The sequence below is a fragment of the Streptomyces cynarae genome (assembly GCF_025642135.1).
In the GTDB taxonomy this organism is placed as follows: Bacteria; Actinomycetota; Actinomycetes; order Streptomycetales; family Streptomycetaceae; genus Streptomyces; species Streptomyces cynarae.
Window position 1 is genome coordinate 7,952,491 of record NZ_CP106793.1, and the last position, 23,717, is coordinate 7,976,207.

The 23,717-nt window shown below is 71.3% G+C and carries 21 protein-coding genes; 11 read left to right on the plus strand and 10 right to left on the minus strand.

Annotated elements, in window-relative coordinates; genetic code table 11:
* The first annotated feature begins 16 nt into the window (after positions 1-16).
* The 3 genes from N8I84_RS35905 to N8I84_RS35915 all read left to right on the plus strand — a co-directional run bounded on the left by N8I84_RS35905 (position 17) and on the right by N8I84_RS35915 (position 2,700).
* A complete protein-coding gene (locus N8I84_RS35905) occupies positions 17-709 on the plus strand; it encodes a TetR/AcrR family transcriptional regulator (protein ID WP_263233618.1) in 693 nt (230 codons plus the stop codon).
* Positions 710-808: 99 nt separating this feature from the next.
* Positions 809-2,038, plus strand: a complete 1,230-nt coding sequence (locus N8I84_RS35910) for a sensor histidine kinase (protein ID WP_263233619.1) — start codon at positions 809-811, stop codon at positions 2,036-2,038.
* Positions 2,035-2,700, plus strand: coding sequence for a response regulator (locus N8I84_RS35915; protein WP_200420131.1), 666 nt, complete (start codon positions 2,035-2,037; stop codon positions 2,698-2,700). Before N8I84_RS35910 ends, N8I84_RS35915 begins: the two co-directional genes overlap by 4 nt.
* Here the strand turns inward: N8I84_RS35915 and N8I84_RS35920 are convergent.
* Complete coding sequence (locus N8I84_RS35920) at positions 2,661-2,969, minus strand: DUF6332 family protein (RefSeq protein ID WP_263233621.1); 309 nt, start codon at positions 2,967-2,969, stop codon at positions 2,661-2,663. The two genes, N8I84_RS35915 and N8I84_RS35920, sit on opposite strands and share 40 nt — an antisense overlap.
* Before the next feature lie 117 nt (positions 2,970-3,086).
* A complete protein-coding gene (locus tag N8I84_RS35925) occupies positions 3,087-4,565 on the minus strand; it encodes an MFS transporter (RefSeq protein WP_263233622.1) in 1,479 nt (492 codons plus the stop codon).
* 86 nt (positions 4,566-4,651) lie between these two features.
* Here N8I84_RS35925 and N8I84_RS35930 point away from each other — a divergent pair, with 86 nt between their 5' ends.
* Positions 4,652-5,065, plus strand: coding sequence for a MarR family winged helix-turn-helix transcriptional regulator (locus N8I84_RS35930; protein ID WP_263233623.1), 414 nt, complete (start codon positions 4,652-4,654; stop codon positions 5,063-5,065).
* On the opposite strand, the gene N8I84_RS35935 is transcribed toward N8I84_RS35930, so the two are convergent.
* Positions 5,058-5,792, minus strand: coding sequence for a maleylpyruvate isomerase family mycothiol-dependent enzyme (locus N8I84_RS35935; protein ID WP_263233624.1), 735 nt, complete (start codon positions 5,790-5,792; stop codon positions 5,058-5,060). The two genes, N8I84_RS35930 and N8I84_RS35935, sit on opposite strands and share 8 nt — an antisense overlap.
* A 124-nt stretch (positions 5,793-5,916) precedes the next feature.
* Positions 5,917-7,086, minus strand: a complete 1,170-nt coding sequence (locus N8I84_RS35940; RefSeq protein ID WP_263234998.1) for an MFS transporter — start codon at positions 7,084-7,086, stop codon at positions 5,917-5,919.
* Between the two features lie 459 nt (positions 7,087-7,545).
* Here N8I84_RS35940 and N8I84_RS35945 point away from each other — a divergent pair, with 459 nt between their 5' ends.
* On the plus strand, positions 7,546-8,661 hold the full coding sequence (locus tag N8I84_RS35945) for a GNAT family N-acetyltransferase (protein ID WP_263233625.1): 1,116 nt from the start codon (positions 7,546-7,548) through the stop codon (positions 8,659-8,661).
* A gap of 87 nt (positions 8,662-8,748) precedes the next feature.
* Here the strand turns inward: N8I84_RS35945 and N8I84_RS35950 are convergent, their stop codons facing one another.
* Entirely contained in the window at positions 8,749-10,194 is a 1,446-nt protein-coding gene (locus N8I84_RS35950; RefSeq protein WP_263233627.1) for a glyceraldehyde-3-phosphate dehydrogenase, read from the minus strand.
* Between the two features lie 148 nt (positions 10,195-10,342).
* On the opposite strand from N8I84_RS35950, the gene htpG reads away from it, so the two are divergent.
* The gene (gene htpG, locus N8I84_RS35955; RefSeq protein ID WP_263233628.1) at positions 10,343-12,250 is read left to right on the plus strand and encodes a molecular chaperone HtpG; all 1,908 of its coding nucleotides are present in this window, start codon (positions 10,343-10,345) and stop codon (positions 12,248-12,250) included.
* Positions 12,251-12,366: 116 nt separating this feature from the next.
* Here the strand turns inward: htpG and dgoD are convergent, their stop codons facing one another.
* From dgoD to N8I84_RS35970, 3 genes are all read right to left on the minus strand, one after another.
* Entirely contained in the window at positions 12,367-13,512 is a 1,146-nt protein-coding gene (gene dgoD / locus N8I84_RS35960; RefSeq protein ID WP_263233629.1) for a galactonate dehydratase, read from the minus strand.
* Between the two features lie 73 nt (positions 13,513-13,585).
* Entirely contained in the window at positions 13,586-14,347 is a 762-nt protein-coding gene (locus N8I84_RS35965) for an SDR family NAD(P)-dependent oxidoreductase (RefSeq protein WP_263233631.1), read from the minus strand.
* Entirely contained in the window at positions 14,344-15,381 is a 1,038-nt protein-coding gene (locus N8I84_RS35970) for a LacI family DNA-binding transcriptional regulator (RefSeq protein WP_263233633.1), read from the minus strand. The genes N8I84_RS35965 and N8I84_RS35970 overlap by 4 nt, the downstream gene beginning before the upstream one ends.
* A gap of 248 nt (positions 15,382-15,629) precedes the next feature.
* Between N8I84_RS35970 and N8I84_RS35975 the strand changes: the two genes are divergently transcribed.
* Genes N8I84_RS35975 through arfA form a run of 4 tightly spaced genes read left to right on the plus strand, consistent with a single transcriptional unit; the run spans position 15,630 to position 19,946 of the window.
* Positions 15,630-16,298 (plus strand): bifunctional 4-hydroxy-2-oxoglutarate aldolase/2-dehydro-3-deoxy-phosphogluconate aldolase, encoded by a 669-nt coding sequence (locus tag N8I84_RS35975; protein ID WP_263233634.1) that lies wholly within the window; start codon positions 15,630-15,632, stop codon positions 16,296-16,298.
* On the plus strand, positions 16,295-17,254 hold the full coding sequence (locus tag N8I84_RS35980; RefSeq protein ID WP_263233636.1) for a sugar kinase: 960 nt from the start codon (positions 16,295-16,297) through the stop codon (positions 17,252-17,254). The genes N8I84_RS35975 and N8I84_RS35980 overlap by 4 nt, the downstream gene beginning before the upstream one ends.
* A 45-nt stretch (positions 17,255-17,299) precedes the next feature.
* A complete protein-coding gene (locus N8I84_RS35985; protein ID WP_263233637.1) occupies positions 17,300-18,373 on the plus strand; it encodes a lactonase family protein in 1,074 nt (357 codons plus the stop codon).
* 46 nt (positions 18,374-18,419) lie between these two features.
* A complete protein-coding gene (gene arfA / locus N8I84_RS35990) occupies positions 18,420-19,946 on the plus strand; it encodes an arabinosylfuranosidase ArfA (protein ID WP_263233638.1) in 1,527 nt (508 codons plus the stop codon).
* Between the two features lie 22 nt (positions 19,947-19,968).
* On the opposite strand, the gene N8I84_RS35995 is transcribed toward arfA, so the two are convergent.
* A complete protein-coding gene (locus tag N8I84_RS35995; RefSeq protein WP_263233639.1) occupies positions 19,969-21,804 on the minus strand; it encodes a glycoside hydrolase family 15 protein in 1,836 nt (611 codons plus the stop codon).
* A gap of 102 nt (positions 21,805-21,906) precedes the next feature.
* Entirely contained in the window at positions 21,907-22,686 is a 780-nt protein-coding gene (locus N8I84_RS36000) for a DeoR/GlpR family DNA-binding transcription regulator (RefSeq protein WP_263234999.1), read from the minus strand.
* 132 nt (positions 22,687-22,818) lie between these two features.
* Here N8I84_RS36000 and N8I84_RS36005 point away from each other — a divergent pair, with 132 nt between their 5' ends.
* Positions 22,819-23,715, plus strand: coding sequence for an SIS domain-containing protein (locus N8I84_RS36005; protein WP_263233640.1), 897 nt, complete (start codon positions 22,819-22,821; stop codon positions 23,713-23,715).
* Positions 23,716-23,717: the final 2 nt, after the last annotated feature.

Sequence of the window (23,717 nt, forward strand, 5' to 3'; positions counted from 1 at the left end):
TGGCAGACTGCCCAGCATGAACATCCCCCAAGGAGCCCGCGCCCGCGCCCGCATGGAGGTAACCGCCGCCATCAAGGACGAGGCGCGCAGACAGCTCGCCGCCGGAGGCGCCGCCGCGCTCTCCCTGCGCGCCGTCGCCCGAGAGCTGGGCATGGTCTCCTCCGCGCTCTACCGCTACTTCCCCAGCCGCGACGACCTGCTCACCGCACTCATCATCGACGCCTACGACTCCCTCGGCGAGGCCGCCGAGTCCGCCGACGCCCGGGCCGGTGACGCCGCCCCCGCCCAGCGCTGGGTCGCAGTGTGCGAGGCCGTGCGCGCCTGGGCGCTGGCGCATCCGCACGAGTACGCGCTCATCTACGGCTCGCCCGTGCCCGGATACTCCGCACCCCAGGCCACCATCCCGGCCGCCTCCCGCGTCGGGGTCCTGCTGATCGGCATCGTCCGCGACGCGTACCGGCAGCGCGGTGTGGCCCGCACCCGGGTCCCCGCCGAGCTCGAGCCCGAAGCCCGGCGCATGGCCGGCGAGCTGGCGCCCGACCTGCCGCCCGAGGCGGTCGCCGCCCTGGTCGCCGCCTGGGCGCAGCTGTACGGGCTGGTGGGGTTCGAGCTGTTCGGGCAGTTCAACAACGTCGTGGAGGACCGCGCGACCTTCTTCCGGCACGCGGCGGCCCAGCTTGCGCACGGCGTGGGCCTGGTGTTCCCGTAGCGGGCCCGGTGCCCTGGTAGGCGTACTCCCCGGGGAGTATCCGTGATCACCTCACCCGGCCGACGCCGCCCTCCGCCAGGGACGTCTAGCGTGAACGGCATGGAGGAGCAGCGCGCAGACGGCCCGTGGCGGTGGCACGGACCGCCGTGGCGGAGGCAAGAGCCCCGCGGCTCCGGCCTGCCCTGGCGCTCCACCCTGCTGTTCACCGCCTTCGTGGTCGCCGGCACGCACTTCTCCGCCCGCAACCAGCACGGCCACCGCCCGTCCCTCGACGTCCTCGCCTACGTGCTGGTCGTCGTGGCCTCGGGAGCGCTGCTGTGGCGGCAACGGCATCCCGTGCCGGTCGTCTTCGTGACGGCGGTGGCGGCCATGGTGTACCTGGGCGCCGGATACCCGTACGGCCCGGTCTTCTTCACCGTCGCCGTCGGCTGCTTCAGCGCCCTCGCCGCGGGCCGCCGCACCGCTGCGTGGACGGCTGTCGGGATGTTCTGGGCCGGGCACGTCCTGGTCGCGCACTGGCTGTACCGATGGCTGCCGCCGCCCGGGGACTCCGCGGCCTCCTGGGGGCAGGAGCTGCTCATCTCCGCCTGGGTGGTGGCCATCGTGGCGATGGCGGAACTCGTGCGCGTCCGGCGCGAGCAGTGGGCGCGCGAGCGGGCCGAACGGGCGCAGGCCCTACGACGGCGCGCCGACGAGGAGCGGTTGCGCATCGCCCGTGAGCTCCACGACGTCCTCGCCCACAGCATTTCGGTGATCAACGTCCAGGCCGGCGTCGGCCTCGCGCTGCTGGACTCCGACCCGGAGCAGGCGCGTACGGCGCTCACCACCATCAAGGCCGCCAGCAAGGAGGCGCTCGGGGAGGTGCGCCAGGTGCTCGACAGCCTGCGCACGCCCGGGGACGCGCCGCGCGCGCCCGCGCCGGGTCTGGACCGGCTGCCGGAACTCGTCGAGCAGGCCGCGGGCGCCGGGCTGACGGTGACCGTCGAGGGCGAGGCGTTGCGGCTCGCGCCGGGCACCGATCTCGCCGCGTTCCGCATCGTGCAGGAGGCGCTCACCAACGTCGTCCGCCACTCGGGGTCCCGGCACGCGCGCGTGCACGTCGACAGCGCTCAGGGCGTGCTGCGCCTTCGCGTCGACGACGACGGGCCCGCGACCGGCGCCGAGGCGGGCGGGAGCGGGAACGGCCTGGCCGGGATGAGGGAGCGGGCGGCCGCGCTCGGTGGCACGATCGAGGCGGGTCCGCGCGCGGACGGCGGTTTCCGGGTGCTTGCCGTACTGCCGCTGAGGACATCGACCGAGGGGACACTCGCGCACGGGGAGGACCGTTGATCCGGGTACTGCTCGCCGATGACCAGTCTTTGGTCAGGGCAGGGTTCAAGGCGCTGCTCGACGCCCAGCCGGACATCGAGGTGGCCGGGGAGGCCGCCGACGGCGAGGAGGCGTTGCGCACGGTGCGCGAGGCGCGGCCCGACGTGGTGCTGATGGACATCCGCATGCCGCTGCTCGACGGGCTCGCCGCGACCCGCCGGATCACCCGGGACCCGGACCTGGACGGCGTGAAGGTGGTCATGCTCACCACCTTCGAACTCGACGAGTACGTCTTCGAGGCGATCCGCTCCGGTGCCTCCGGCTTCCTCGTCAAGGACACCGAGCCGGAGGAACTCCTGCGCGCCGTACGGGCGGTGGTCGCGGGCGACGCCCTGCTCTCTCCGAGCGTGACGCGGCGGCTGATCTCCGAGTTCGCGGCACGCTCCAAGGAGCCCGCGGCCACCGCGTCGCTCACCGGGCTCACCGAGCGGGAACGGGAGGTGATGGCCCTTGTCGGCATCGGACTGTCCAACGAGGAGATCGCCCGCCGGCTGGTCGTCAGCCCGCTCACCGCGAAGACCCACGTCAGCCGCACCATGGTCAAACTGGGAGCGCGGGACAGGGCCCAACTGGTCGTGCTGGCCTACGAGTCGGGGCTGGTACGGCCGGGCTGGCTGGGCTGAGCGCCCACATCGCGCCCGAAGCGGACCAGCACGCTGACAACACGCACGACGAACACCACCGACGCCACCGTGATGCCCGAGGTGACGAGCGTGTGCCGCGTGCCGCCCGACAGCCCGAAGGCGAAGGCGGGCCCCGCCACCGCGCCGAACACCAGGGCCGCCGCGAACACCGCACTGCACAGGGCGTATCCGATCTCGACGGTGATCGCGTCCCGCTGCGCCTGGGTGCGCCGCCCGCTCCCGGACGAACGCCCCCCGTGGTTCTCCATGTCCCGAGTCAAACAGGCGTACGCCCGTCGGGGCAAGGAACCCCGCCGGGCGTACGTGAGGAGGCGTCCCCCAAGGGCCTCTCGTTGATCATGCCGGGCTGATCCGAACGAAAGACCCTAGTCGCGGACCCCGACCGGTTCCGCGTTCGCCTCCTCCTGGAGGGACTTCGCGACCACCAGGGATCGCTGTGTCCGGCGCGTGCGCAGGCCCGTGAGGGTGATCAGCAGACCTGCCAGGGCGATGCACGTGACCACGACCAGGCCGGGCCGGTAGCTGTCGAGGACGGCTTGCGCCGAGGGATGCGCGGGGGCGCCGGCGGTCACCACCGCGGTGACGACGGCCAGGAAGATCGCGCCGCCCACCTGGACCGAGGTGTTGAGCAGGCCGGACACCATGCCCTGCTCGTGGTCGTCGACGCCGTTCGTGGCCTGGATGTTGAGCGAGGGGAAGACCAGGGCGCAGGCCGCGCCGATGAGCAGCATGCTCGGCAGGATGGCCCCCGCGTACGCCGGGTGCAGGTTCACGCGGAGGAACAGGGCGTATCCGACGACCATGAGGGCGAAGCCCACCGCGATCAGCCGCTGGGTGCCGAAGCGGTCCACGATCGCGCCGACCTTCGTCGAGGACACGGCCACCAGCGCGCCCGCCGGGAGGAACGCGAGTGCCGTGTGCAGTGCGGACCAGCCGAGCAGCGACTGCATGTACAGAGTGACCAGGAACTGGAAGCCGACGTACGAGCCGAAGAAGGCCATGGCCCCGAGCTGGGCGCGGACCTGGTTGCCGGAGCGCAGCACGCCGAGCCGGATCAGCGGTCCCGCGGAGCGCCGCTCGACCAGGACGAAGACGGTGAGGAGCGCGGCGACGGCGAGGAAGGACAGCAGCGTGCGGGCGGAGGCCCAGCCGACGTGCGGCGCTTCGACGACGGTGAAGACGAGCAGCAGCATCGACGCGGTGCCGAGGACGGCGCCGGGGATGTCGTAGCCGTTGTGGTCCTTCTCGCGTGCGCTGCGCGGCAGCAGCCTCAGGCCGGCGAGCAGGGCGAGCAGCGCGATCGGCGCGGGCAGCAGCATGGTGAGGCGCCAACTGGCCTCGGTGAGCAGGCCGGAGAGCACCAGGCCCATGGAGAAGCCGGTCGCGGCACAGGTGGTGTAGATCGACAGGGCGCGGTTGCGCAGCGGGCCCTCGGGGAAGGTCGTGGTGATGATCGACAGGCCCGCCGGTGCGGTGAACGCGGCGCTGAGCCCCTTGATGAACCGGCTGGCGATCAGCAGCGGACCGGAGTCGACGAGCCCGCCGAGCAGCGAGGCGAGCGCGAAGACGCCCAGTGCCACCAGGAAGACCTGGCGCCGGCCGAGCAGGTCGGCGGTGCGTCCGCCGAGGAGGAGCAGCCCGCCGTAGCCGAGGATGTAGCCGCTGACGATCCACTGGAGCGTCGACGTCGTCAGATGGAGGTCGGTCCCGATGGACGGCAGGGCGACGCCGACCATGGACACGTCCAGTGCGTCGAGGAACATCGCGGCGCAGAGCACCAGCAGGGTGCCCCAGAGCCGGGGGGTCCAACGTCCCAACGCGGGGGTGGTGAGCGGAGAGGTCATGCCCAACAGACTTCCATGCATCTGCATTCAATGCAAGCGCATTTAATTCGGATGCAACGATGCCTGTTCTCTGCTACGGTGCGGCCATGGCTGCCAAGGACGAGGCGGACACTCCCGACCGGGCGCTCGTGGACCGGTGGCGCGACATCCTGGCGCTGCACGCCCGCACCCAGTGCGAACTCGACCGCGCCCTGCACCGGCACGGCCTGTGCGCCAGCGACTTCGAAGTGCTGGACGTGCTGTCCGACGGGCCGGGGCCGGGGGCGGACGGCTCCTGCGGCTACCGCGTCCAGGAGATCTCCGAGCGGGTCCACCTCAGCCAGAGCGCGCTGTCACGGTTGATCGCCCGCCTGGAGAAGGACGGCCTGGTCGAGCGCGCCCTGTGCACCGAGGACCGGCGGGGTGTGCGGGTGACGCTCACGGACAAGGGCCGCGCCCTGCACGACGAGGTGCGGCCGGTGCAGCGCGCGGTGCTGACCAGGATGCTCAGCCTCAGGTGACGGCGGACCTCTCGCGCCACAGCGTGGCGAGGGAGGTGTCACCGGTCACGTCCGGGAACGGCAGCCGGTTCCACAGCGACAGATACAAGTGCGCCGCGGGCCCGGCCACTTCGCAGTCGGCGTCGCCGCTCCCGCCCCGCTCGGTCACGGGAGGCTCGCCCGACAGCCGTACGGTCCACACCGCGCCGTCGGCGTCCGTCGCCCGCACCCGCAGCACCCGCGGCTCCTCGCTGCGGACCCGGCTCTTGGAGCGGGCGTGGAAGCCGCACAGCAGTTCGTCGATGCCGTCCACCGCGAACTCCCGGCCGATCTCGGTGAATGTATCGCCGCGCGCCGACTCGGCGTCGATCCGGTGCACGGTCGTCTCGTGCGCCTGACGCCGGGCCCAGAAGGCCAGCGGCGAGGGGGCGGGCAGGAAGTGCCAGCACCGGACGTCGGGCGCGGCGGAGGAGAGGGTGTCCACGAGGTGGCGGTGCCCCTCCCGGAACCAGGCCGTCAGCTCCGCCCCGTCGAGGTCCGGCAGCCCACCGTCAGGGTGGTACGAGGTGTGCCCCTCGGCGACGAAGGCCGCCGCCCAGCGGTGCACCACGCCGGTGTGCCGCAGCAGATCCCGCACCTGCCAGCCCGGGCAGGTCGGCACCTTCGCCTCGGTACCCGCCTCCTCGGCCGCCGCGGCCAGCAGCCGGCCCTCCCGGTCCAGGGCTCGCACGAACTCGGCAGTCTCCATGCGGCGAGTGTGCCGGATGAAGCGCACTCCAGGGAAAGAGCGACCCCCGTGTCGAAGAGCGACCCCGGTATGAAGGTGACCTGGGCCGCCCCGCCGGTGTGAAGTCCTCGACGGACTCCTCCGGTCACAGGCGGCCTGCGGTCGCACGGCGCGCCCCGTATCCGATCGCGGAGGCGACGGCCGCGAGGACCGCCACGCTGGTGAGAGCGGTGGGCAGCGAGAACCAGTCGGCCATGAAACCGATGGCGGGCGGGCCGAGGAGCATGCCGCCGTAACCGAGTGTCGAGGCCACCGCGACTCCGCCCGGGCCCGCGAGCGCACCTGCGCGCTCCACGGCGACCGGAAAGAGGTTGGCGAGGCCGAGCCCGGTGACGGCGAAGCCGAGCAGGGCCGCCCACACCGACGGCGCGAGCGAGCCGAGCAGCATGCCGGCCGATGCCGTGGCGCCGCCGGCCACCACCGTACGGACCCGCCCGAGCCGTTCGAGGAGCGTGGTCCCGCTGATCCGGCCCACCGTCATGGCGAGCGCGAAGCAGGAGTAGCCGGCCGCCGCCACCCCGGGGTGGGCGTCGAGGTCCTGTTCCAGGTGCAGCGCGCCCCAGTCCGCGAGCGCGCCCTCACCGTAGGCGGTGCACAGCGCGATCAGACCGAACACGGTGACCAGGCCCCGCGTTCGCGTGCCGAGACGGTGCGGCGCGGCGTCCTCGGGCCGCACCCTGTCCGGCGGTTCCGGGGGCCGCTGACGCAGCAGCGTGGGCCCGGCGACCGCGGTCACGAGCAGGCCCGTCACGGTCAGCCCGAGCAGGTGCCGGGTGGGCGACAGCGATCCCGCGACCAGCCCGCCGAGCCCGGCGCCCACCATGCCGCCCAGGCTGAACGCGGCATGGAAGCTGGGCATGACCGGCCGCCGCAGTGCGGCCACCAGGTCGACGGCGGCACTGTTGAACGCGACGTTGATGCCTCCGTACGCCATCCCGAAGACAAGCAGGACGGCGCCGAGCGCCGGTGCGGAGTGGGTGAGCGGGGGCAGGGCCACGCTCAGCGACAGCAGGACCGCACAGACGACGGTCACCGGGTGGCTGCCGAACCGGCGGCAGAGCCGGCCGGTGAGCGTCATCGTGATCACCGCGCCCGCGGACACCCCCAGCAGCGCGAGCCCCAGGGTGCTCGCCGACGCGCCCGTCTGCTCCTTGACGTCCGGGATGCGTACGACCCAACCGGCGAAGACGAAGCCGTCGAGGGCGAAGAAGGCGGTGAGGGCGACACGGATCCGGGTGAGGTCGCTGCCCGGCACGCCTTTGTGCAGGACTGATTTGTTTATGAGCGGCACAAAATGAGGCTAGGAGAGTCCGCCCCGGCTGGGCAAGGCGATGGCGGGTACCGCCCGAGCCGGGCGTCGCACGCGCCGGAACGGTAAGTCCGGGGAACCGGCGGCCTGAGGCGGCCGAACGGAACGTCTCCCGCGCGAACTTTCGTGGCGGCAGGCACTCTTGACAGTGTGCGCACTGTTTCGCGACGTTTGATCCTTGCCGAACGTGTTTCGTCCCGGTCCTCGATCGTGGAACGAGCGCGTACAACGGCGTTCGGGCCGACAGAGCCCGAAGCAGTGACAGGACGCGACAGCGTCACAGGGGGGAGCGGTCGTCCATGCGGTCCACGAGCAGATCCACGGGTAGTCGTCACCATGCCTTGCCGGGCTGTGCCGTCACCGGCACGTTCCTCGCGGAGCCTGCGGAAGGGCGGTTGATGTGAGGTGGACATCACCATTCACCGGCCGCACGAGCTGAGCGACGCGCTGCGCGGGGCCTGGCACCAGGCCATGGACGTGTCGCCCGAGTACGCCAATCCCTTCCTGGCACCCGAGTTCGCCACCGGGATCGGCCGGTACCGCGGTGGGGCACGGGTGGCGGTGCTGCGTGAGAACGGGGAGCCCGTCGGCTTCCTCCCGTACGAGCGCAACGCCCTGGGTGTGGGCCGGGCCATCGGTCTGGGCCTGTCCGACTGCCAGGCCCTCGTGCACCGGCCCGGGATCTCCTGGGACGCGCGGGACCTGTTGCAGGCCTGCGGGTTGTCCATCTTCGAGTTCGACCATCTCGTCCAGGAACAGAGACCCTTCGGCCGACACGTCACGGGGACGTTCGCCTCACCCGTGATCGATGTGAAGCCCGGCGACGGCGACTACCCGCACTGGCTGCGCGGCGCGTATCCGGGGCTGGCCAAGACGGTCATGAAGAAGGAGCGCCGCGTGGGGCGCGACGTCGGCGAGGTGCGGTTCGTCTTCGACGAGCGCGATCCGCGGGCGCTGCGCACGCTGATGCAGTGGAAGTCCGCCCAGTACCGTCGGACCGGACGGATGGACCGGTTCTCGCGGCCGTGGATCGTCGACCTGGTGGACCACCTCTCCCGCGTCCGCGAGGAGCACTTCACCGGCGTGCTGTCCGTGCTGTACGCGGGCGACCGGCCGATGGCCGCCCACTTCGGGCCGAGGTCCAGCACGGTGCTCGCGGCCTGGTTCACCGCCTACGACCCCGAACTCCGCTACTACTCACCCGGGTTGATGATGCACCTCCGGCTGGCCGAGGCGGCGGCCCGGCACGGTGTGACGCTCGTGGACCTGGGGCGGGGTGACAAGGAGTACAAGGACTGGCTCAAGACCCGGGAGTTGCGGGTGGGCGAGGGGTTCGCCACCCGCCCCCACCCGGTGGCGGCGGCGTACCGGCTGTGGCGCAGGCCGGTGCGCGGCCTGCGCAACACGGTCCTGGCCCACCCCGAGCTTCGGAAACCGGCCGACCGGCTGCTGAAGACGGTCGGCACCCTGCGCACATCGGGCGGGGCGGACTCCGGCAGAGGGCGACCCGGAGCACGCTGAGGGGCGTCCCGCTCCCGGCACCGCGTGTCCGCCGTGCCGGGAGTCCGCCGGATCCGCAGGATCCGGTCGAGGCCGACCCGCCTCCGCTCAGACCGCCGGCGCCGGGTAGGTCGGGTACTCCACGCCGGAGACGTGCTGGACGACCCGGATGACCTGGCAGGAATAGCCGAACTCGTTGTCGTACCACAGGTAGAGGATCGCGTTGTCGCCATCGACCTTGGTCGCGCCGGCGTCGACGATCGATGCGTGGCGCGAGCCGATGAAGTCGCTCGAGACGGCGTCGGGGGCGCTGATGAAGTCGATCTGGCGCTTGAGCGGCGAGGTCAGCGACACGTCGCGGAGGTGGGTGAGCACCTCGTCCCGGGTGGTCTCGCGGGCGAGTTGCAGGTTGAGGATCGCGATGGAGACGTCCGGCACCGGGACGCGGATCGAACTGCCGGTGATCCTCGCCTTGAGGTCGGGCAGAGCCTTGGCGACGGCCGAGGCGGCACCGGTCTCGGTGATGACCATGTTGAGCGGCGCCGAGCGGCCGCGGCGGTCGGACTTGTGGTAGTTGTCCAGCAGGTTCTGGTCGTTGGTGAACGAGTGGACCGTCTCCACGTGCCCGCGCAGCACGCCGAACTCGTCGTCCATCGCCTTCAGCGGCGGCACGATCGCGTTGGTGGTGCAGGACGCGCAGGACAGGATCTGCTCGTCCGGCTTGATCGTGTCGTGGTTCACACCGTGGACGATGTTGGGGACGTCGCCCTTGCCCGGGGCGGTCAGGACGACCTTGTCGATACCGGGACGCAGGTGCTTCGACAGGCCCTCGCGGTCACGCCACTTGCCGGTGTTGTCGATGAGAATGGCGTCCTTGATGCCGTACGCCGTGTAGTCGACCTCGCTCGGGTCGTCGGCGTGGATCACCTTGATCTCGTTGCCGTTGGCGACGATCGTGCCGTTCTCCTCGTCGACGGTGATCGTGCCGTGGAACTGGCCGTGGATGGAGTCGCGGCGCAGCAACGAGGCGCGCTTGACGAGGTCCTGGTCACCACCACCGCGTATGACGACGGCACGCAGTCGCAGCCCGTTGCCGGAGCCGGCCTTCTCGATGAGCAGGCGGGCGAGCAGGCGCCCGATGCGGCCGAACCCGTACAGGACGACGTCACGCGGCTCACGACGCTCGATCTTGTTCGCCCCCGTGGCGCCGGCGACGGCCTCGGCGGTGAACTCCTCCACCGACAGACCCCGGTCGTCGGCCCTGTACGTGGCGGCGAGCATGCCGATGTCGATCTGGGAGGGGCCGAGGTCGAGGGCGGTGAGCGCCTGAAGGAACGGCAGTGTCTCGGTGACCGAGAGTTCCTCCCCGGCGATCTGCCGGGCGAACCGGTGGGTCTTGAGGATGCTGACCACCGACTTGTTCACCAGGGAGCGACTGTGAAGGAGGACTGTGACGTCCCGCTCCCGGTGCAGTCTCCCGATGATGGGGATCATCGACTCCGCGATCTCCTCGCGGTGCTTCCAGCTGGTGAACGAGTCGTCATTGACAGTCACAGTCTTATCTTTCGAGCTAGGCGGCGCTCATATGCTAACCCCCTGTCGTTCGATTATCGGCGACGGGTCGGCGGTCCGTCCTCACCTGGTGTCCTACAGTGACTACCAACCGTTCCGGCGACTCAGACCCGTGAGGTAATCGCGAATCATGTCGACCCAGACGTTTGAGTTCCAAGTAGAGGCCCGTCAGCTGCTGCAGCTGATGATCCACTCTGTCTACTCGAACAAGGATGTCTTCCTGCGCGAACTCGTGTCCAACGCCTCCGACGCGCTGGACAAGCTGCGCCTCGCCGCGCTGCGGGACGACACGCTCGATGCCGATGTGTCCGACCTGCACATCGAGATCGAGATCGACAAGGACGCCCGCACCCTCACCGTGCGGGACAACGGCATCGGCATGTCGTACGACGAGGTCGGGCAACTCATCGGCACCATCGCCCACTCCGGCACGGCCACCCTCCTGAAGGAGCTCAGGGAGGCCGAGGACGGGGCCGGAGCCGAGGGGCTCATCGGACAGTTCGGGGTCGGCTTCTACTCCGGCTTCATGGTGGCGGACGAGGTGACCCTGGTGACCCGCCGCGCGGGCGAGAGCCAGGGCACCCGCTGGACGTCCCGCGGCGAGGGCACGTACACGCTGGAGAAGGTCGACGACGCGCCGCAGGGCACGGCGGTCACCCTGCACCTCAAGCCGGCGGACCCGGAAAACCAGCTCCACGACTACGCCTCCGAGTGGAAGATCAGGGAGATCGTCAAGCGGTACTCCGACTTCATCACCTGGCCGATCCGGCTGGTCTCCCGGGCGGCCACGGCAGAGGGCGACGACAGCGCGCGCGAACCCGCGACGCTGAACTCGATGAAGGCCCTGTGGGCGCGCTCGCGCGACGAGGTTTCCGACGACGAGTACCACGAGCTGTACAAGCACATCGGCCACGACTGGCGTGATCCGCTGGAGACGATCCGGCTCCAGGCGGAGGGCACCTTCGAGTACCAGGCCCTGCTGTTCCTCCCGTCGCACGCCCCGCACGACCTGTTCACGCAGGGCTTCCAGCGAGGGGTGCAGCTGTATGTGAAGCGCGTCTTCATCATGGACGACTGCGAGGCGCTGCTGCCGCCGTACCTCCGCTTCGTCAAGGGCGTCGTCGACGCGGCGGACCTCTCGCTCAACGTGTCGCGCGAGATCCTGCAGCAGGACCGCCACATCCGGATGATGCAGCGGCGTCTGACGAAGAAGGTCCTGTCCACGGTCAAGGACATGATGGCCGGTGCCCCGGACCGCTACGCCACGTTCTGGCGGGAGTTCGGTGCCGTCGTGAAGGAGGGGCTGGTCACCGACCCCGAGAACCGCGACGCCATCCTCGCCGTCTCCTCGTTCGCCACCACGCACAGCGACGACGAGCCGACCACGCTCAAGAGCTATGTGGAGCGGATGAAGGGCGGCCAGGAGGACATCTACTACATCACCGGCGAGTCCCGGCAGAGCATCGAGAACTCCCCGCACATGGAGGCGTTCCGGGACCGCGGCATCGAGGTGCTGCTGCTCACGGACCCCGTCGACGAGGTGTGGGTCGACGCCGTGGGCGAGTACGAGGGCAAGGCACTGCGGTCCGTGACCAAGGGCGAGATCGACCTCGGCGCGCGGGGGGACGAGAAGGGCGACGACGAGCGGGAGAAGCAGACCGAGGAATACGCGGATCTGCTCGGCTGGATGAAGGAGCAGCTGGACGAGGACATCAAGGAGGTGCGTCTGTCGTCGCGCCTCACCGTGTCGGCGGCCTGCATCGTCTCGGACGCGCAGGACCTGACCCCGGCCCTGGAGAACATGTACCGGGCGATGGGTCAGGAGGTGCCGCGCACCAAGCGGATCCTGGAGATCAACCCCGACCACCGGCTCGTGAAGGGCCTGAACCAGGCGTACAAGGAAGGCGAGGACCGTACCGTGCTCGCCGAGACCACCGAACTGCTGCACGGCCTGGCGGTGCTCGCGGAGGGCGGCCAGCCCAAGGAGCCCGCGCGTTTCGTGAAGCTGGTGGCGGACCGCCTGGAGCGCACGCTGTAGCTGGGTCGGCCGCAGCGGCGGGAGTTCGGGGCGCCGGGTCGCGCGGGTCGCCCCGAACATCCCGTGTGAGGGCCGCGCGACTGCGTCCTACGGTCCTTGACGCTTCCGGTCCGGCGCTACCAGGAAGCCAGCGACCCGTCCGCGTTGCGCCACACCGGGTTGCGCCAGCGGTGCCCGCGCTCCGCCGCGGCACGGACCGCGTCCTCGTCGATGGTGATGCCCAGACCGGGCGCGGTCAGGCGCTCGATGTAGCCGTCGCGGAACGTGAAGGGCTCGGCGTCGACGAGGTAGGCCAGCAGACCGCTGCTGTCGCCGTAGCCGATGCCGAGCGCCTGTTCCTGGATGAGGAAGTTCGGTGCGGCGAAGTCGAGTTGGAGACTGGCTGCCAGCGCGATCGGGCCGAGCGGGCAGTGCGGCGCGACCATGACGTCGTAGGTCTCGGCCATCGCGGCGATCCGCCGGGTCTCCGAGATGCCCCCGGCGTGGCTGATGTCCGGCTGGGCCACGGCGATGCCGTCCGCCAGCACGGAGCGGAAGTCCCAGCGGGAGTAGAGCCGTTCACCGGTGGCGATGGGGATCGACGTGGAGCGCACCACGGCGCCGAGGTCCTGGGTGAACTCGGGCAGCACCGGTTCCTCGACGAACATCGGCAGCAGGGGTTCCAGCAACGGAAGCACCCGCCGGGACATCGCCCCGCTGAACCTGCCGTGGAAGTCCAGCGCCAGGTCGCACTCCGGGCCGATGGCCTCGCGTACGGCGGTCACGTTGTCCACGACGGCCTGGATGGCGGCGGGCGTGGCGAGCGGCTCCAACTGACCGCAGGGATTGAGTTTGACCGCGGTCAAACCCTTGGCGACCTGCTCGGCCGCCGACTCCGCCAGCTCCTCGGGGGTTTCGCCACCCACCCAGCCGTAGACACGGACCCGGTCGCGCACATGACCGCCCAGCAGCTGGTGCACCGGGACGCCGTGGGTCTTGCCGGCGATGTCCCACAGCGCCTGGTCGATGCCGGCCAGGGCGCTCATCAGCACGGGACCGCCCCGGTAGAAGCCGCCCTTGGCGAGCGTCTGCCAGTGCTCCTCGATACGCGCCGGGTCCTGCCCCACGAGGTAGTCGAACATCTCCTCGACACAGCGGGCGACGGTGTGCGCCTTGCCCTCGACGACGGGCTCGCCCCAGCCGGACATCCCCTCGTCGGTGTCGACGCGCAGGAAGAGCCAGCGCGGTTCGACGAGGAAGAGCTCGTAACCAGCGATCTTCATCTTGCGGGGACCTCCGGGTCCTGTGCGCACGAAGGGGAGTGGCGGTGGCAGTGGTAGGGGCGGTCGGCAGATGTCACTCGTGGGCGCTGATGCTGCGGCCGCCGTCCACGAGCAGGTTCTGACCGGTGATGAAGGAGGCGTCGTCGGAGGCGAAGAAGGCCACGGCGGCCGCGATGTCCTCGGGGGTCCCGAGTCTGCCGACAGGCGTCCGCGCGGCCGTCCTGGCCCTGTACTCCGCGGGCGTGTGCGCCCACAGGGCCGTGACCACGGCGCCGGGCAGCACGGCGTTGAACCTGATCTCACCGCCGTACTCGACGGCGAGCTGGCGCACCAGGGCTCCGATCCCGCCCTTGGCCGCCGCGTACGCGGGAAAGCCGTTGAAGCCGATGGCCGCGTGGATCGAGGAGGTGATCACGACCGCGCCCCCGGCGGCTCTGAGCAGGGGGACGGTCGCCCGGACGCCGTAGAACACCGAGTCGAGGGAGAGCCGCAGCTGGTCGTGCCAGGAGGTGTCGTCCAGTTCGTGGGCGGCTCCGGGCAGGTTCCGGCCGGCGTTGAGATGCAGCACGTCGAGATGCCGGTTCAGCGCGGTGATCTCGGCGACGGTGGCGGCCCACTCGTCGGGCGAGGTCACGTCGAGACGGCGGCTGCGCGCCTGGCCCCCCTCGGCGCGGATCTCCTCGGCCACCCGGTGGGCGGCCTCCGCGTCGACGTCGGTGACGACGACGGACGCTCCCTCGGCGGCCAGGCGGTGGGCGGTGGCCTCGCCGATGCCGGAGCCGGCCGCGGTGAGCAGGGCGGTGCGGCGCGCGAAGCGGGCGAGAGCGGCGGTCATGGTGTGTCTCCGGGGCGTGCGGTGGAACCGCGGAGCACCAGATGCGGCTCGGTGGGCACGACCACGTCTCCTGACGGCGAGCCCTGGATGGCGGCCACGAGGGCGTCGACGGCGGCGGTTCCCAGCTCGTACAGGGGCATGGCCACGGTCGTCAGAGGCGGGTGGAGGTGCCCGGCGACGGGCAGGTCGTCGTTGCCGACCACCGAGATGTCCTCGGGTATCCGAAGCCCGAGGCTCCGGATCGCGCCCATCGCGCCTATGGCCTGGGCCAGCGAGCTGGTGTAGAGCGCGGTGACCGGGGGGTGCGTGCCGCCGTCGGCGGGACGGAGCAGTTCCAGTGCCGCGGACACGCCGCCGTCCTCGGTGAAGTCGCCAGAGGCGACCGCAGCGGCGACTGAGAGCTCCTCGGCGTGCCGCAGGAACGCCTGCTTGCGGGTGTCGCTGGGGGCGATGCCGGGCGGACCGGCGATGTGGCCGACCGCGCGGTGGCCGAGGTCGTACAGGTGGTCCAGGGCGGTGACGCTGGAGCGGGCCACGTCCATGGTGACGTTCCGGCCGGACCCCTCGACCGACCGGTTGAGGAAGACGTGCGGGACCGGACTGCGGCGGAGCGCGTCGAGCAGGGGGTGACCGGGACGGGCCGAGGCGATCAGCAGTCCGTCCACGCGGCCCTCCTGGACCAGGTCGTTGAAGGACTCGTCCGCTTCCTGCCCGTCGAAGTCCTCGGCCAGCAGGGAGAGATAGCCGAGCTCACGGGCCCGCTGGTAGGCGCCGCGGGCGATGGTGACGTACGTCGGGTTGGTGAGGGCGGGAACCAGCAGCGCGAGGGCGTGGGTGCTCGCACCCGCCAGCGCCCGCGCCCCGGAGTGGGGACGGTAGCCGAGTGCTTCGGCGGCCTCGTGGACGCGCCGCCGGGTCTCCGGCCGGACGGACAGGTCCTGGCGGCCGTTGAGCACCTTGGACACGGTGGCCTTGGAGACCCCGGCCGCCTGTGCGACGTCCACCAGCCTGGCCCGGATGGTCTGTTGAGCCAACAGGGCACCCCTCTCGCTGGATTGGGAGGTCTTGACACGTTCCGGCGACGGAACTTAACGTCCGCGGGAGTCGGGGTCAACCGGTTTCCTCAGACGGAAATAGGCGATATATCTGGGCGAAGCCCAACAAGAGTTCTGCGTGCGGCCCAGCACGTCGGCCGACCGGCATTGACTCCGACCCTTCTGCCAAAGGAACTTCGCATGACGGACATGCAAGGAATCGGCAAGTCGCTCGGGCCGGTGGGGTGATGGAGCGTCCCCCCATCACCCCGCAGCTCGGCCGGACCCGGGTCATGGCCATCCTCCGGACCGCAGACGCCTCCGGACTGCCCGCCGTGGCCCGGGCGCTCGCGGACGGCGGCGTCACCTGCCTCGAGGTCACCCTCACCACCGTCGGTGCACTCGACGCCCTGGCCGACATCCGGGACGACCTCGGACCTGCGGTGGCGGTCGGTGCCGGTACCGTGCTGACCACCGGCCAGGCCCGTGACGCGCTGGCAGCCGGGGCCGAGTTCCTCGTCTCCCCGGTCGTGGACGCCGCTCTGATCCGCACCACCGCGAACAGCGGCATCCCGTGCTACCCGGGTGCCTGGACGCCGACCGAGGTGGCCGCCGCGTGGCAGGCGGGCGCCGCCGCGGTCAAGCTCTTCCCGGCCTGCACGGGCGGCCCCGCCCATCTGCGCCAGCTGCGCGCGCCGCTGCCGGAGATCCCGCTGATGGCCGTCGGCGGCGTGGACATCGCCCAGGCGCGCGACTACATCGACGCGGGAGCCCGCGCCGTGGGCATCGGCTCGCCGCTGCTGCGCGGAGCGGACCGGGACCCGAGTGCGACGGCCCTGGGAGCGCTCACCGAGAGGGCGCGCACCGTGCTCGACACGGTCGGGGCGACCGCCGCGGCCGAGGAGGTCGGCCGATGAACAGCGCCCCGCGCACGCCGTACCTGGTGACGGTCGGGGAGACCCTCGCGGCCCTGTCCGCGTCGCAGCCGGGCCCGCTGTCCCTGGGCGCCGATCTGCGTCTAGGGCTCGCCGGAGCGGAGTCGAACGTCGCCGTGGGGGTCAGCCGGCTCGGCGGCCGCGCCGTCTGGATCGGCCGCGTCAGCGAGGACGCGCTCGGCGACCTCATCCTGCGCGAGCTGCGCGCGGAAGGGGTCACCGCCCTCGCCGTACGCGACCCCGCCCCCACGTCGCTCCTGCTGAAGGAACGGCGCACCGCCGGCCACCACCGTACGCGCTACTACCGCACCCGCACGGCCGGTGCCGGACTGACCCCGCAGGACATCCCCGAAGACGTCGTCGCCGGCGCGGCCGTCCTGCACCTCACCGGGATCACACCCGCGTTGGGCGACGGACCCGCGAAGGCCGTCACGCGGGCCGTGGACATCGCCGCCGACGCGGGAGCGACCATCTCACTCGACATCAACTTCCGCTCCCTGCTGTGGAGCGAGGAGGAGGCCAGGAACGCCCTGCTGCCGCTGCTGCGCCGCTGCGACCTGGTCTTCGCGGGAGTGCACGAGGCCCGGCTCGCTGTCCCCGGCACCGACGACCCCGGGGAACTCGCCCGGGGCATCCGCGACCTCGGCCCGTCCGGTGCCGTGATCAAACTGGGTGCCGAGGGAGCGTTCGCCCTCCTCGACGGACAGCCCCACCGGCAGCCCGCGATACCCGTGCGCGTGCACGACTCCGTGGGCGCGGGCGACGCCTTCGCCGCCGGATACCTCGCCGAACTGCTCGCGGGTGAGCCACCCGAGCAGCGGCTGAGGACGGCTGCCCTCCTCGGCGCCTTCGCGGTCAGCACCGCGGGCGACTGGGAGGGCCTGCCCCGCCGCTCCGAACTGGCCCTGCTCGACCACCACGACGACAACGTCCGCTGAACAGCCCCGCCATCGCCCCATCCCAAGGAAAGTCCCGCGAAGCCCATGCCCACACCTGCCTCGTCCGGCCCCCTCCTCGTCCTCACCGGCTCCTACACACCCGACACCGGGGGCGACGGCGCCGGACTCGACGTCGTGCGCTTCGATCCGGCGAGCGGCCGTCCGGCCCCCGAGAGCGGACTGCCACCGCTGCCCGTCAGCGGCGCCTCCTTCCTGGCGGCGCACCCGACCCTGGACGTCTTCTACAGCACGAACGAGACCGACCCCGGAACCGTCACCGCGGTCACCCGGCAGCCCGACGGCGCCCTGGCGGCCCTGGGCACCCCGGTCGCCGGCGGCGGGACGAACCCGTGCCATCTGACCGTCCACCCCGACGGCCGCTGGCTGCTGACCGCCAACTACGGCAGCGACACGGAACCCGGCACCGTGGCCGTGCACCGGCTCGACGAGCACGGGCGGGTGAGCGGGCCGACCGACGTCGTCGTGCACGAGGGTTCGGGCCCGGTCACCGGACGGCAGGAGGGCAGCCACGCCCACCAGGTCGTCGTCGACCCGGCGGGCCGCTTCGTGCTGGCCACCGACCTGGGCGCGGACGCGGTGTTCGCCTATGTGCTGGACACCCGCGCCGGAACGCTCGCACAGAGCGCGGTGAGCCGGCTGCGCGCGGGCTCCGGCCCCCGCCATCTCGCGTTCGCCCCCGGTGGCGAGCTGGTGTTCAGCAGCGACGAGCTCTCCTCCACCGTCACCTGCCACCACTACGACGCCCAGACGGGGATCCTGACGGAGGGCTCCGCCGTGCCCGCCACCACGGCCCAGGACGTCGACAACTATCCCGGCGGGATCGTCGCCTCGCCGTGCGGGCGCTTCGTGTGGGTGACCAACCGCGGAGCGGACACGGTGGCCGCGTTCCGGATCACCGGCTCCGGCCTGACACCGATCGGCGAGGTCCCCAGCGGCGGCACCTGGCCCCGCGGCCTCACCCTGACGGCCGGTCACCTCCTCGTCGCCAACCAGCACAGCGGCACCCTCGCCGCGCTACGGGTCCGGGACGACGGCACCCTCGAACAGCCCGCCCCGGCGGCATCCCTGCCGTCGGTGGTCTGCACGCTTCCCCTCTGAGAAGCCCGCACAACGTCCCGCACCGCATCCCACGTGAAAGGCAGCCATGTCCGCCCCCACCACGACCCCCGCACGCTTCACCCTCGACTCGGCCTTCGGGATCGGAACCGTCCACCCCCGTCTGTACGGGTCGTTCATGGAACACCTGGGCCGCTGCGTCTACAGCGGTCTGTACGAACCGGGCCACCCCGCCGCCGACCCCGCCGGCCTGCGGCAGGACGTGCTCGCGCTGATCCGGGAGCTGGGCGTCACCACCGTGCGCTACCCGGGCGGCAACTTCGTCTCCGGCTACCGCTGGGAGGACACCGTCGGACCGCGTAAGGAGCGGCCGGCACGCCTCGACCTCGCCTGGAAGACCACCGAGACCAACGAGTTCGGCCTCGGCGAGTTCATGGACTTCTGCCGCAAGACCGGCACGGAGCCCATGATGGCCGTCAACCTCGGCACCCGCGGAGTGGAGGACGCGCTACGGCTGCTGGAGTACAGCAACCACCCGGGCGGCACCGAACTGTCCGACCTGCGCATCGCCCACGGCGGTGGGGAGCCGTACGGCATCAAGATGTGGTGCCTGGGCAACGAGATGGACGGCCCCTGGCAGATCGGCCACAAGACGGCCGAGGAGTACGGGCGGCTCGCCGCCGAGACCGCCCGCGCCATGAGGATGATCGAGCCGGACCTGGAACTGGTTGCGTGCGGCAGCTCGGGCTCCGGGATGTCCACCTTCGCCGCCTGGGAGGCGACCGTTCTCGAAGCCGCGTACGACCTGGTCGACCACGTCTCGCTGCACGCGTACTACGAGGAGACCGACGGCGACCGGGACTCCTTCCTCGCCTCCGCGGTCGACATGGAGCACTTCATCGAGTCGGTCGTGGCCACCTGCGACCACGTCCGCGCCAGGCTGAAGGCGACCAAGCGCATCAACCTCTCCTTCGACGAGTGGAACGTCTGGTACCAGAGCCGGCCCAACCCGCATCACGTCGAGGAATGGCAGCAGGCGCCGCGCCTGCTGGAGGACGTCTACACCGTCACCGACGCCGTGGTGTTCGGCTCCCTGCTGATCGCCCTGCTGCGGCACGCCGACCGGGTCACCGCCGCCTCCCTCGCCCAGCTCGTCAACGTCATCGCGCCGATCATGACCGAGCCGGGCGGGCCCGCCTGGCGGCAGACCACCTTCTTCCCCTTCGCCCAGGCATCCCGGTACGGCCGCGGCCGGGTGCTGCGCGTCGAGGTGGACGGCCCCACGTACCCCACGGCCCGGTTCGGCGATGTGCCCCTGCTGCACGCCACCGCCGTGACCGACGACGAAACCGGCGCCGTCACCGTGTTCACCGTCAACCGGAGCCAGAGCGAGGCGCTGCCGCTCGAGATCGACCTGCGCGGCGTCGACGCGCACACCGTCGAGGAGCACCTGGTGCTGTCCGACGCCGACCCCGACGCCCGCAACACCCTGGACCACCCCGACCGGGTGACACCGCACCCGGCCACCGGCACCCTCGTCAAGGACGGGGTCCTGCGCGCCGGACTGGAGCCCCTGTCCTGGAACATGATCCGCCTGACACGCACGCAGAGCTGAGGCAGCGGCACGCTGCTCCGCCTCACCCCAGCGCACGGTCGAGATTGAACGCCGCGCTGATCAGGGCGAAGTGCGTGAACGCCTGCGGGAAGTTGCCCTGTTGCTCGCCGGTGTGGCTGATCTCCTCGGCGTACAGGCCCAGATGGTTGGCGTAGGTGAGCATCTTCTCGAACGCCAGCCGTGCCTCGTCCAGCCGTCCGGCGCGGACCAGTGCCTCGACGTACCAGAAGGAGCAGATGGAGAACGTGCCCTCGTCGCCCCGCAGGCCGTCCGGGCTGGCCTGTGGGTCGTAGCGGTAGACCAGGGAGTCGGAGACCAGGTCCTGGGTGAGTGCGTCCAGTGTGGACAACCACTTTGGGTCGGTGGGCGCGATGAACTTGGCCAGGGGCATCATCAGCACGGATGCGTCCAGCACGTCGCTGTCCTCGTGCTGGACGAAGGCCTGGCGCTTGGCGGACCAGCCGCGCTGCATGATCCGCCGGTAGATGGTGTCGCGGCACTGCAGCCAGCGCACCATGTCGGCGGGCAGGCTGCGGCGTCGGGCCATCCGGATGGCCCGTTCGATCGCCACCCAGCACATCAGCCGCGAGTACAGGAACTTCTTGCGGCCGCCGCGGGTCTCCCAGATGCCCTCGTCCGGTTGGTCCCAGTGGTCACAGACCCAGTCCACCAGCGCGCAGACCTGGTCCCACTGGTCGCTGGAGATGGGCTGCGCCCACTTGTCGTAGAGATAGATGGAGTCGATCAGGGCGCCGTAGATGTCGAGCTGGAGCTGGTCGGCGGCCGCGTTGCCGACCCGGACCGGCGCGGAGCCCTGATGGCCCTCGAGATGGTCGAGTTCGTACTCGGGCAGGTCGCTGCGGCCGTCGATGCCGTACATGATCTGCAGCGGGCCGGACGGTCCGCCGTCGCCGGGTGTGATGTGCCGGGTCACGAACTTCATGAACGCCTCGGCCTCGTCGGCGAACCCGAGCCGCAGCATGGCGTAGACGCAGAAGGCCGCGTCGCGCACCCACACATAGCGGTAGTCCCAGTTGCGTTCGCCGCCCAGCCGCTCGGGCAGGCTGGTCGTCGGCGCCGCCAGGATCGCGCCGGTCGGGGCATAGGTGAGCAGCTTCAGAGTGAGGGCGGAGCGGTGCACCATCTCCCGCCAGCGACCGCGGTAGCGGGACTGGTGCAGCCAGCGCCGCCAGTACTCCACCGTGGCGGCGAACTGTTTCTCGGCCTCGACACGTGCGCACATGCGCGGCGCCAGATGGTCACCGACCTGGTCCAGGGCGAACACCGTCGACTCGCCCTCGGCGAGTTTGAAGTCCGCCCACACGTCCCGGTCGTCGCCTTCCAGCGGGACGGTGGCGGTCAGGGCCAGTGACAGGTCGGCGGACTCGAAGACCGCCACGTCACCGAGCAGCCGCAGAGTGTGCGGCTGCCTGCCGTAGTCGAACCGTGGAGCCACCCGTACGCGGAAGGGCAGGGAGCCCCGCACGCACAGGACCCTCCGGATGAGTCGGTGGCGTTCGGTCTCGACCGATGCCGCCCCGACGGGCATGAAGTCCTGCACCTCGCCGACGCCGTCCTCGGTGAAGAACCGCGTGATCAGGACATTGGTGTCGGGGAAGTAGAACTGCTTCGTGCGGCCCGGCACGGTCGCGGCGAGTTCGAAGCACCCGCCCCGCTCGGTGTCCAGGATGGCGCCGAAGACGCTCGGGCAGTCGAAGGAGGGGCAGCAGTACCAGTCGATGGTGCCGTTGCTTCCCACCAGGGCGACGGTGCGCATGTCACCGATCAGACCGTGGTCGGCGATCGGCAGGTACCGGGAGCGCCCGGGCCCGTACTGCTCGCTCGGCGTTTCGGCCATCGCAGCCTCCCTGACCACCGGATACGCGCACCGCAGGTCCCAGGGTAGGCGCAAGGCGAGGGGGCGGCACGGGGAGCGGATCCGCGCCCGGCCTCGGGGTCCTCAGGCCGTGATCACGCGGACGCCCGCCTCCTCGAACCGCCGCACCGTGTCCGCCCCGGCCGCCGTGTCCGTGACCAGGGTGTCCACCGCCTCCACCGCGCAGATCCGCGCGAAGGCGCGCTGCCCCAGCTTGCTCGAGTCCGCCGCGACGACCACGCGCGCGGCGCGCTCGCACAGCACACGGTTGATCGCTGCCTCCGCCTCGTCGTGCGCCGCCGCGCCGTGCGTGACGTCCAGGGCCACGACGCCGAGCACGGCCACGTCCAGGGTGATCTGGCCGAGTACGCCGTCCGCGAGCGGACCGATCAGCTCGTACGACTGCGGTCGCGCGACCCCGCCGGTGACCACGATCTTGAACTGGGGACGCACGGCCAGCTCGTTGGCGATGTTCAGCGCGTTGGTGACGATCGTCAGCGCGGGGGAGCCCGACGTCAGGTCGCCGCGCACCGCGAGCGCCCGCGCCACCTCGGTGGTGGTGGTGCCGCCGGTGAGACCCACCGCCTCGCCGGGCGTGATCAGGCCGGCCACCGCATGTGCGATGCGCTGCTTCTCCGAGGCGCGGCGGGCGGTCTTGTAGCGCAGCGGCAGTTCGTAGGAGACCCCGTGCACCACCGCGCCGCCCCGGGTGCGCACCAGCATCTGCTGCTCCGCGAGCTGGTCGAAGTCGCGTCGGATCGTCGCGGCCGACACCCCGAGCCCGGCCGCCGCCTCCTCGACCTCCAGCCGGCCCCGCTCGACGAGCAGCTCCAGCAGCGCCTTCCAGCGGGCGTCGCGGGACATCCCACTCTCCGTTTCCTCGGCCTTGCGGGTGACCCTAGCGCACAGCACTTCCGTCGCCATGCTTGATCCTGCTCGAAATCTGGCTCTATCTTGCAAGAACAAGCATTACCGGCATTGCTGGGAGGGCGCGGCATGACATACGTCGAGCAGGAGCTGACCAGCCAGCCCGAGTGCTGGACGCGCGCCGCCGAGAGCGCGCAGGGCCACAAGGACGCGCTGCCGGCGGCGGGGGAGCGGGTGGCGATCGTGGGGTGCGGGACCTCGTTCTTCATGGCGCAGTCCGCCGCCGCGCTGCGTGAGCGGTCCGGGCAGGGCGAGACGGACGCCTTCGCCGCCTCCGAGTTTCCGCACGGCCGGGCCTACGACCGGGTCGTCGCACTCACCCGGTCCGGGACCACCACCGAGGTCCTCGACCTCCTCCGCCGGCTCCGCGGTCGGCTGCGGACCACCGCGATCACCGCCGATACGCGCACGCCCGTGACGGACTGCGCCGACGAGGTGGTGGAGCTCGGCTTCGCCGACGAACGCTCCGTCGTCCAGACCCGGTTCGCCACCACCGCCCTCACCCTGCTCCGCGCCCACCTCGGCCTGCACTCGGACGCCGTGGTCGCCGACGCCCGCACCGCCCTGGAGTCCCCGCTGCCCGACGGGCTCGTCCGGCGCACGCAGTTCACCTTCCTGGGGTGCGGCTGGACCGTCGGACTCGCCCACGAGGCCGCGCTGAAACTGCGGGAGGCCGCGCAGGCGTGGACGGAGGCGTACCCCGCGATGGAGTACCGGCACGGCCCCATCAGCATCACCACGCACACCACCGCGACCTGGATGCTCGGCGAGGCACCCGACCGACTGGCCGCACAGGTCCGGGAGACGGGAGGGCTGTGGGTGGCCGGCGGCCTCGACCCGCTCGCCGAACTCCTCCGTGTCCAGCGGCTCGCCGTCGCCCTCGCCGCCGCCCGCCGACTCGATCCCGACCGGCCGCGCCATCTGACCCGCTCGGTGATCCTCGCACCCGATTCCCGCGCCAGGTGAGA